The organism is Polaromonas sp. P1_G4, from assembly GCF_056405475.1.
On sequence record NZ_JBFUCA010000219.1, the window covers coordinates 1 to 6,624 of the forward strand.

Annotated in this window: 6 protein-coding genes; 2 read left to right on the plus strand and 4 right to left on the minus strand. The window is 62.0% G+C overall.

Translation table 11 applies throughout. The features are described from left to right. Positions 1–117: 117 nt before the first annotated feature. The 4 genes from AC1D1X_RS12420 to AC1D1X_RS12435 are packed head-to-tail and all read right to left on the minus strand — an operon-like array spanning position 118 to position 3,868. Entirely contained in the window at positions 118–1,284 is a 1,167-nt protein-coding gene (locus AC1D1X_RS12420; protein ID WP_477671284.1) for an AI-2E family transporter, read from the minus strand. After that, positions 1,281–2,024 (minus strand): FkbM family methyltransferase, encoded by a 744-nt coding sequence (locus AC1D1X_RS12425; protein WP_477671283.1) that lies wholly within the window; start codon positions 2,022–2,024, stop codon positions 1,281–1,283. The genes AC1D1X_RS12420 and AC1D1X_RS12425 overlap by 4 nt, the downstream gene beginning before the upstream one ends. A gap of 42 nt (positions 2,025–2,066) precedes the next feature. Next, a complete protein-coding gene (locus tag AC1D1X_RS12430) occupies positions 2,067–2,807 on the minus strand; it encodes a LytR/AlgR family response regulator transcription factor (protein ID WP_477671282.1) in 741 nt (246 codons plus the stop codon). Then, positions 2,804–3,868: a sensor histidine kinase gene (locus tag AC1D1X_RS12435; RefSeq protein ID WP_477671281.1), complete on the minus strand. Its 1,065-nt coding sequence runs from the start codon at positions 3,866–3,868 to the stop codon at positions 2,804–2,806. Before AC1D1X_RS12435 ends, AC1D1X_RS12430 begins: the two co-directional genes overlap by 4 nt. Before the next feature lie 235 nt (positions 3,869–4,103). Between AC1D1X_RS12435 and argH the strand changes: the two genes are divergently transcribed. Both argH and AC1D1X_RS12445 read left to right on the plus strand, forming a co-directional pair. Then, the gene (gene argH / locus AC1D1X_RS12440; protein ID WP_477698366.1) at positions 4,104–5,513 is read left to right on the plus strand and encodes an argininosuccinate lyase; all 1,410 of its coding nucleotides are present in this window, start codon (positions 4,104–4,106) and stop codon (positions 5,511–5,513) included. Between the two features lie 20 nt (positions 5,514–5,533). Continuing rightward, positions 5,534–6,624: rhomboid family intramembrane serine protease (locus AC1D1X_RS12445; protein WP_477698367.1), on the plus strand; the 1,091-nt coding region annotated here is incomplete at its 3' end.

The following is a 6,624-nucleotide window of genomic DNA, read 5'->3' on the forward strand; positions in this document are numbered from 1 at the left end:
CCAGCCGGGGCCGCGGGACTGGCTTTGCCAGACCGCAGGCGCAGCGGCCCCCTCGGGGGGCAGGGAGCTACACGAAGTGAGCGACCGTGGGGGCTTTATTCCAGCGTGGGGGCCATATCAACTGCCGAGAAACTCACCAATCGGCTTCAGGTCATCGATGCGGTCGCAAATCGATTTGACAATCATCAGGATGGGAATGCCGAGCAACAGGCCCCATACCCCCCAAAGCCAGCCCCAGGCCAGCAAGCCGACGAACACCGCCACCGGACTCATACGGCTGGCGCGGCTGGTAAGCCACGGCGTCAGGAGGTTACCCACCACGGTGTGAATAGCCAGCGAGGCCCCACCCACAGCCAGCGCCATGTTGAGCGAGCCAAATTGCATAAAGGCCACCAGGGCCGATGTCGCCGCCGTGACCAGCGAGCCTACGTAAGGAATCAGGTTCAGCACGGCAGCGGCAACGCCCCACACGGCGGGGTTTTCCAGCCGCAACGCCCAAAGCGCAAGCCAGGTCAACACCCCGACCAGCGCACTGGTCAGCAGCTGCACCTGCAGGTAGCGCTGAATCTGGTCGGTGATCTCATTGAGCGCCTGCAGCGTGATTTTTTTGCTGCTGATGCTGGAGCCCGCAAGCTTGATCAGCTTGCGCCGGAAGCTGTCGCCCGAAAGCATCAGGAAGTAGGTAAAGAAAATCACCACGGTCGCCTGGCCGATCAGTGCAATCAGCCCGATGGTGCCTGACCAGAGATAATTTTTGATGTTGAAACGGGCAGGCTCAACCACGACACGCATCGCCCCTCGCGTGTTGCTGGTCGCAGCACTTTCCTGCGCGGCCTGCTCAAGCTGTGCGGCTGCTTTCTGTACGGTTTCCAGGGCACTGTCAGACTGGTTGGTGCGCACCTTCACGGCCTGGCGGAATTTCTGCGCCGCAGCCGGCAGCGCTTCCAGCAGCTGCGCCGCTTCGTCGCTGAGCGAATACGCCGTCGCACCGATGCTGCCCACAATCGTCAACAACACCACGGCGGCGCTCAGCCAGCGTGGAACGCGTTTCGTTTCAAACCAGTTGACCACCGGTGAAAAAGCATAGCTGAACAGCACACCCAGCATCACCGGAATAAAGACGGCCTTGGCCCAGTGCAGTACAAACAGGCAGGCCAGACCCGCCAGTACCACCAGCGACATGCTGCGGATATCGACCGGAACCCGAACATGCAGCTGTTCAGGATCGCCCGGYACTACTGGCGGCGCCGCGCGTACGACACGCTCTGCGGGTTCTTCGTTCATGTGTCTCCCATATCCGTTTTTGTGCCGGGGCGCGCGTAACGAAATTTGCGCAATGGAAGCCCCAGATAGTACTTACGCAGGTATTCAAACCGAGCTGGCCAGGAAAATGTGTAGGACGCTTTCGCCGGAACGTACCAGCTGTTCAAGCCGGTTCGCAGGATCAGCTGGTAGCCGTTGTCGCGCATCAGGTCGTGCTTTTTATGATGGGTCACGTGATCCTCAATCAGCACCAGGCGGGGCTGCCAGCGTGCAAAGTTGAAACCGGACAACGCAACCAGTTCGTGCCCTTCGATGTCGATCGACAGGAAATCAAATCCCTCTGGCACAGCATTTCCTTCCAGGATGGCATCCAGCGTCTCGCACCGTACCTGTACCGTTGAACGGACCACGGCGCCCATGGCAATAGGCCTCGCTTCGAGCGTTGAATGGGGTCCGGCCCGATTCAAATCCAGGTACCTTCCTGCGTTTTCAGGGCTGGAACAAGCCATTTCAATGACCACGCCGGTTCGACTCCTGCGCAGCAGTTCACAACAGTCCGGGTCAGGTTCCACGAGGAGGCCCGTCCAACCCATCTGTTCCAGATGCTGAGATTGCGAATCCAGCACCGGATCGTTAGCCCCTATATCAACATAAAAGCCAGTCTTGCCACCGAAGAAGTCGCGTACGAGCTGGCGCTCTACGGCAGGCTCATTGCTGAAGCGGCGGACGTGCCGCTGGATGAAATCGGCACGTGTATGCATAAACAGGATTTTGGATTGGAAGAAGCAGCAAGAGAAATGAAATCAGGCCGCAATGGCTTCCCGAACGGCGCTGAGCTGGCGCCTGGACACCGCCAGCAGTTCATCAATACCATTGAGCCGTACCGCCCAGCCCTCGCCCTCTTCTGGATCAAAATGTTTTTCCAGCGCGCGCACGGCCCGGCGCGCAATCAGTGCGTTGCGGTGAATGCGCATGAAACGGGTCGCGTGGCGCTCTTCCAGCTCGCTCAGGGAACCATCGAGTATGTAGCTGCGGGTCGCGGTACGCACAGTGATGTATTTGAGTTCGGCTTTGAAATACAGCACCTCGGCCAGCGGCACACGTTCGGTGCGGCCGCGGTCCTGGATGATGAGCGTTTCTTCCGCCACATCCGCCGTGGACATCCGGGCAGACTGGCCCAAACGCTCTACCTTCTGCAACGCTTGCTGCAGGCGTTCCAGGCGCACCGGCTTCGTGAGGTAGTCGACGGCCTCCAGTTCAAAGGCCTGTACGGCATGTTCGGAATGGGCCGTGACAAACACCAGGGCAGGTGGCTGTGCAAGTGAAGCAATGGTGCGTGCCAGCGCGATACCGTCAACGCCGGGCATGCGGATGTCAAGCAGCACCGCATCGAATGACTCACGCTGCAAGGCCTTCATGGCCTGAACAGCATCGGCGGCTTCAGCTGCCGCCACTGCAGCCGGGGCGGTGCAATCGCCCAGCAGGGTGCGCAGGCGCGAACGCGCCAGGGCTTCATCGTCAACTACCAGTACCTTGAGCGTCATGCGGGAATCTCCAGTCGAACCTGAAATATGCCGTCCTTGAACACGGTCTTGAATTTCGCCTCGACATCATGCAGCAGCGCAAGGCGTTCGCGCACATTGGCCAGCGCCAACCCGTGGCCGCGCTCACCGGCGCCTGCGGGGGTTGAATTGGTCACCTTGATCACCACCGTGCTGCCTCGCCGGAGGGTGGATATTTTCAGCTGCGCGCCGCTGGCGCTGGGTTCCACGCCATGCCTGACGGCGTTTTCTACCAGCGGCTGCAGCAGCAGTGGTGGCAGCTTGGCCTGGTCCGCTTCGGTGTCCAGGCTCCACTGCACCTGCAGCCGCTCACCAAAGCGGATCTGCTCAATGGCGAGGTAACGCTGCGCCAGCGCGATCTCCTGGCCGAGCGTCACGGATTCGGCCGGGTCGGCCAGTGCGCTGCGAAAAAGCTCACTCAGGTCTTCCAGCACCGCCTCGGCCTTGGCGGGCTCGGCACGCACCAGCGCAATGGCGCTGTTCAGGGTATTGAAAAGAAAATGGGGGCGAATGCGCGATTGCAATTCGGCAAGGCGTGCCGCCGTGGCTGCCGGCGTACGCGCCTTGGCCCGCCAGAACAGCCCCGCCAGCATCATGGCGGACAGCAAGGCACCCGCCGCCGCACTGGCCCACCAGGGCACCGGCTGGAGCAGGCCCAGCAGGGCCAGCAAGCCACAGCCGTACAGCCCCGACACAACACCCAGTGCAATACCCGCCGCCCACTGGTGCGAAGGCTCCAGCCGGTTCAACTGCCCCTTCAGCGCACACACCGCAATCAGCCAGGCCAGGGTGGCCGGCAGCACACCGCCGGTGAGCAGTGAAAAGCTCAGCAGCCAGTCCAGGGGTTCGCGCGCAGCGAACATCACACACACGCCGGTCACCGCCTCTACAAACAGTACGGCACGCAAAACCACACCCACGTGGCAAGCATCAAACATGCTGGTACGCGTGGAAGTGCGCGGCGCCGCTTCCTCATCGCCCGGAATAAAGCTGCCCAGCAACGTGGATTCGCTGAAATTCTTCTGATCGGGCACAGGCTTCATGGACGTCGGCGGCTCTTCGGCTATCGTGGAAAAACGGATCAGCTGGGGCAGCGCACGGCAGGGGTTTCCCACGGGGTCCGGCACCCAGATAAAATCATTGGGAAGAGTATTGCACTGCCCAAGGCGATTCGGCCATGGGTTAAACACTATTTAGGCCCGGCCGGCTGCACAACTGCCCGAAATGGCGTGCTTTACCCCACAGACCGGCCAGCGACTGCCTCAAAGAAAGCCTGACGTGAATCAATTCGACAAAAAGTCCCAAGCCTGGTCCGCCCTTTTTTCCGAACCCATGAGCGACCTGGTGAAGCGTTACACGTCCAGCCTGTTTTTTGACAAGCGCCTGTGGCAAGCCGACATTGCCGGCTCACTCGCTCACGCCGAAATGCTGGCAGCGCAAAAGATCATTCCCGCCGCCGACTACGCCGACATCCAGAAAGGCATGACGCAAATCACGTCCGAAATCGACTCCGGCGCTTTTGAGTGGAAGCTGGACCTCGAAGACGTGCACTTCAACATCGAAGCGCGCCTGACCCAGCTTGTGGGCGACGCCGGCAAACGCCTGCACACCGGCCGCAGCCGCAACGACCAGGTCGCCACCGATGTGCGCCTGTGGCTGCGCAGTGAGATCGACCTGATCGGCGGGCTGCTGACCGACCTGCAAAAAGCGCTGGTTGACATCGCCGAGAAAAATGTCGAAGTCATCCTGCCCGGCTTCACCCACCTGCAGGTGGCCCAGCCGGTGAGTTTTGGCCACCACATGCTGGCCTATGTGGAAATGTTCAGCCGCGACGCCGAGCGCATGCTGGAGATCAGGAAACGCGTGAACCGCCTGCCGCTGGGTGCTGCAGCACTGGCCGGCACCAGCTACCCGCTGGACCGCGAACGCGTGGCCAAAACGCTGGGCATGGTCGACGAAAACGGCAAGCCACAGGTCTGCCAGAACAGCCTGGACGCCGTGAGCGACCGTGACTTCGCGATTGAATTCACGGCAGCCGCGTCGCTCGCCATGGTGCATATCAGCCGCATGAGCGAAGAGCTGATCTTGTGGATGAGCCAGAACTTCGGCTTTATCCACATCCCCGACCGCTTTACCACCGGCTCGTCCATCATGCCGCAGAAGAAAAACCCCGACGTGCCAGAGCTGGCGCGCGGCAAGACCGGCCGCGTGRWCGGCCACCTGATSGGCCTGATCACGCTGATGAAGGGCCAGCCCCTGGCCTACAACAAGGACAACCAGGAAGACAAGGAGCCGCTGTTCGACACCGTCGACACGCTCAAGGACACGCTGCGCATCTTTGCCGAGATGGTGGCCGGCATCACCGTCAAGCCCGAAGCCATGGAAAAGGCCGCGCTACGCGGCTACGCCACCGCCACCGACCTGGCCGACTACCTGGTGAAAAAAGGCCTGCCCTTCCGCGATGCCCACGAAACCGTGGCCCACGCCGTCAAAGCTGCCACCACCCATGCGGTGGACCTGTCCGAGTTGCCACTGGCTGTACTGCAGGAATTCAACCCCAGCATCGAAAAAGACGTCTACGACTGCTTGAGCCTGCGCGGCTCGTTGAACGCCCGCAACATCCTGGGCGGCACCGCGCCGGCGCAGGTGAAGGCGCAGATAGCGCGGCACCGGGTGCGGCTGGGCTGAACTGAAGCGCCGGCGGAGGCATGTTTTACGCTATTCCGCTGGAAAACCGGCCGACCTGGCGCAATCCGCCATGGCTGACGATTCTGCTGATCCTCGTGAACATGGCGGTGTTCTGGGGCCCGCAGCGCGCTGAAGAAAATGCCCAGAAAAAGGCCGCAGCGTTCTATCTTTCAAGCAGCCTGCCGGCGCTGGAGTTGCCGGCCTTCGTCGACTGGCTTGGAGAGACCGCGTCACCACGCGCGCCGGCGGCCAGACGCATGCTGGAGCAGCGCCGTTACGGCGCACTGCTCGACGGACTGGAGCACGAAAAAACCTTTCTCGCGCGCTTGCACGAAGGCCTCATCATCCGGCCCGGCCACCCGGCCCATCCACAGTGGGAACAAGACCGGCGCCGGTATGAAGCACTTCAACCTGCGCCGTTCACAGCCCACTGGGCCCAGGACAATACCAAAGACGCGCCGTTTCGCCCGGTGACCTGGATCACCGCGGCCTTCCTGCACGCTGACACCAGCCACCTGATCGGCAACATGGTGTTCCTCTTCCTGTTTGGTTTTTCCGTGGAACTCGCGCTGGGCCGCGGCCTTTACCTGGCGTTTTACCTCGCGGGGGCGCTCGGTGCCGCGCTGTTGGCGGGCTGGGCCTATGCCGGGCAAGGCAGTTATGGCTTGGGCGCTTCGGGTGCGATCTCGGCCTTGATGGGCATGTATGCCGTGATGTACCGCCTGCGCCGCATCCGGTTTTTTTACCAGCTGTTTTTCTATTTCAACTACGTCACAGCGCCCGCGCTGCTGCTGCTGCCCGCCTGGATCGCCAACGAACTGCTGCAGCATGTCATCGGCGGCAAGGGCGTGGCCTATATGGCGCATCTGGGCGGGCTGCTCACCGGTGCGCTTCTAATGGCCGCGGCTATGCACTGGCGCAAACTCACGCCACCGCCCGCGGCGGCCGAGCAGGCCGAAGACGGATTCGAGCGGCATGTCGCCGAGGCCAAACGGCTGGCGGCCGAGATGAAATTCGACGCCGCCTGCGCGCAATGGCGGGCCGCGGCGAAACTGCGGCCCACCGACGGCGAAGTGCTGCGTGCCTGGTTCAACACCGCGCGGCTGCAGCC

What these genes read in the sequence shown, in the direction of transcription:
- AC1D1X_RS12435 (WP_477671281.1), bottom strand. Translation starts at nt 3,868, where the DNA reads ATGAAGCCTGTGCCCGATCAGAAGAATTTCAGCGAATCCACGTTGCTG.
- AC1D1X_RS12430 (WP_477671282.1), bottom strand. Translation starts at nt 2,807, where the DNA reads ATGACGCTCAAGGTACTGGTAGTTGACGATGAAGCCCTGGCGCGTTCG.
- AC1D1X_RS12425 (WP_477671283.1), bottom strand. Translation starts at nt 2,024, where the DNA reads ATGCATACACGTGCCGATTTCATCCAGCGGCACGTCCGCCGCTTCAGC.